Raw genomic sequence first — 3,401 nt, forward strand, 5'->3', positions numbered from 1 at the left:
TAACATACATTTGGATGCTTCGATATGAAATTAATACTTCTGGTGGTTTTGGGGGTGCTCACAGTAATTAGCGCGCCCACGAACTGTGCTCTCCTGGCAGCAGAAGTTGATTTAAAGAAGGATGAGTTCTTCGAAAAACGCATCCGCCCTTTGTTGATCGATCAATGCTACGAATGTCACAGCGAAGATTCGGTGGAGAGTGGTCTGCGGGTCGATTCGTTGGCCGCTTTATTAAAGGGGGGGGAGCGAGGGCCTGCCGTGGTCGTCGGTAAACCCGGACAAAGCCTGTTGATCAGTGCCGTGAACCACAGCGGCCAGATTCATATGCCGCCCAAAGACAAGTTGTCTCAAAAAGAGATCAGCGACCTGACCGAATGGATTCAGATGGGGGTCAAGTGGCCGAATTCAAAACCGATTGATCAACCTGGCGAGAATCCGTCAGCCGGTCCGCTGTTTACGCAGAAAGACAAAGAATTCTGGGCGTTTCAGCCCCCGCAGGAGCCGTCTGTTCCCCAGGTACAGAATAAGGCATGGGCGCAAACATCTTTAGATGCCTTCGTCCTATCCAAATTGGAGCAGGCAGGGCACGCTCCGGCTACTCCAGCCGATAAGCAAACACTGATTCGCCGTGCCACGTTTGATCTGATTGGTCTGCCTCCGACGCACAAGGAAATTGAAGACTTTGTCAAAGATGAGTCTTCAAACGCGTTTGCGAAAGTAATTGATCGCCTGCTGGCGTCACCCCGTTACGGAGAACGCTGGGGCCGTCATTGGCTGGATGTCGCACGTTATGCTGATTCGAATGGTCTCGATGAAAACCTGGCATACGCGAATGCCTTCCGATATCGCGATTATGTGATTGCCGCCTTTAATAAGGATAAACCGTTCGACCAGTTCGTTCAGGAACAACTGGCGGGGGATATCCTGGCTGAACAGTCGAATGATGAGAGCCGTGTCGAGAAAATTACAGCGACAGGATTTCTCTCGATCGGTGCCAAGATGCTGGCGGAAGATGATGAAACCAAAATGCAGATGGATATTGTCGATGAGCAACTGGATACCGTTGGTCGGACTTTTATGGGGCTCACTTTAGGATGCGCTCGCTGTCATACTCATAAATTTGATCCGATTCCGATTGAAGACTACTATTCACTGGCAGGCATCTTCAAAAGTACGAAAACCATGGAAAATTTCACGGTGGTCGCCCGCTGGCAGGAACGATTGTTAGCCAGCCCTGCAGAGATTAAAATCCTGGAAGAGCAGAAAAAACAGATTGCGGATTTGGAAGCGAACATTCAATCTGTGGTGAAAAAGGCGGACGCGCAGTTACTGAACGATGAACGCAAACATGTTGCGGACTATTTAATCGCGGCTGAGATTAAAAAGCACGCCGATCAATTGATGAGCGCCACGAAACCGATTGGCGATGATCCGCAATCTTACACCTTGCACTCCGCAGTTGTTGTCGAAGCAGAAAATTACCAGACGGGCAATGTGAAAAAATCATTGACCGGTTATGGCGAGGGAATTGGCGTCATTTATAACAACGGCCCCTTGCCGAATATTGCCGAGTACGAAATTGAACTGCCAGAGTCTGGCCTGTATCAACTCGAGATTCGCTATGCCGCAGCGGACGCACGACCGGTTGAACTTTCGATTAATGACCAATTAGTCAAGAACGATGCTGCCGGCGAGGTAACCGGAAGCTGGTATCCCAAGTCACAGCAATGGAAAGTCGAGGGATTTTATCAGTTCAAACAAGGCAAAAACAAGGTACACCTCGAAAGTAAAATTCCCTTCCCGCATATCGATAAAATATTGATTGCACCGCCGCGAAAGGTTTCAAAGGCAGACCAGAGTCTCGTTGCTGATGTCTCTTCTCCCCAGACAAAACTCATCAGCAGTATTACGCTGCAGTGGGCCGACTATCTGACGAAAAATTCAGCGGATAAAACATCACCTTTTTTTGTCTGGAATGAAATTGTCCGTACTGGAAAAACACCAGAGAAACTGGGGCCCGTTTATCAGCGGTTTCAGAAGCTGAATGAGCAGCCTGAGAAAGAGCGATTGCTTAAAGCGGCTCAGCTTTATGGAGAACTTTTTGCAGAAGTGGAACAGGAATGGCAGACATTTCAACAGACGGAAGCAGGGAAAAGTGCGAAATCACTGGCAGATGCCGAGCGCGAAGCCATTCGCCAGGTGCTGTCTGATCCGAAAGGACCGTTTGCTTTACCCTCCGATCACGAGAACTACTTTGCGGCGGAAATAAAAACGCAATTAGCCGAACAGCGGGAAGCCAAAAAAGGGCTCGAAAAAGCACTGCCTCAATATCCGACAGCGATGGCGGTCTCGGAACAAAAACCAGAGAATGTGAAAGTTCATTTGCGGGGAAGCCACTTTACACTTGGAAAAGAAGTGCCTCGACAGTTTCTGCAGATTATCGAGGGAGAAAATCAAACCCCCATCAATGATCAGCAAAGCGGGCGGCTCCCGTTCGCGCAATGGTTAACCAGCGGGCAACATCCTTTAACAGCGCGCGTGATGGTGAATCGAATCTGGCGCTGGCACTTTGGTGCAGGTCTCGTCAGAACGCCGGATAACTTCGGGAAACTTGGCGAACGTCCCACACATCCGGAACTGTTGGATTGGCTGGCGGTTCAGTTTGTTGAACAGGGCTGGTCGATCAAAGCCATGCATCGTTTGATTATGTTGTCTTCCACTTATCAGATGAGTGCCGATTATAACGCGGAAATGGCGTCGCGCGATCCTGAGAACCGACTATTGTGGCGCATGAACCGGCGACGACTGGAAGCGGAAGCGATTCGAGATTCCATTTTAGCAGTGTGCGGCAAACTCGATTATGAAATGGGAGGTTCTCAGTTGGGTGTCGAGAACAGGAAGTATGTCACAAGTACCAGCAACGTAGATCCTGTGGTTTATAAATCGAATCGCCGTTCTGTTTATTTACCGATTGTGAGAAGCGCACTCTATGAAGTTCTGCAGGCATTTGATTTTGCTGACCCCAGTGTACTCTCGGGTGACCGCACGCATACAACGGTGGCGCCACAGGCGTTATTCATGATGAACAGTGAATTTGTGATGCAGAATACAAAAGACTTTGCCGATCAAATTATGCATGAAACACATTTGGATGAGTCTGCGAAAGTGAATCGAATTTACGAACGCATCTTCAGTCGTCCTGCGACAGCGATGGAAATCACACAAGCCCGTAACTACATCGGACAGTACAGACAGGATTTAAAATCATTAGAGATGCCAGCAGAAGAAAAAGAACTGCGAACCTGGCAGAGCCTGTGTCGAGTTTTGATTTCTTCTAATGAATTTCTGTTTGTGAATTAGCGACTGATTTTATCAAGTGTTTAATGGTCTGTTTTGAATTG

The 3,401-nt window shown here is 48.5% G+C and carries 1 protein-coding gene; it reads left to right on the forward strand.

Annotated features, from left to right (window positions below; translation table 11 throughout):
• Positions 1-24: 24 nt before the first annotated feature.
• Positions 25-3,360 carry a DUF1553 domain-containing protein gene (locus tag Q0294_RS07000; protein ID WP_299462445.1) on the forward strand — a complete coding sequence of 1,112 codons (3,336 nt, stop codon included), beginning with the start codon at positions 25-27 and terminating at the stop codon, positions 3,358-3,360.
• Positions 3,361-3,401: the final 41 nt, after the last annotated feature.

This window comes from uncultured Gimesia sp., assembly GCF_937919775.1.
In the GTDB taxonomy this organism is placed as follows: domain Bacteria; phylum Planctomycetota; class Planctomycetia; order Planctomycetales; family Planctomycetaceae; genus Gimesia.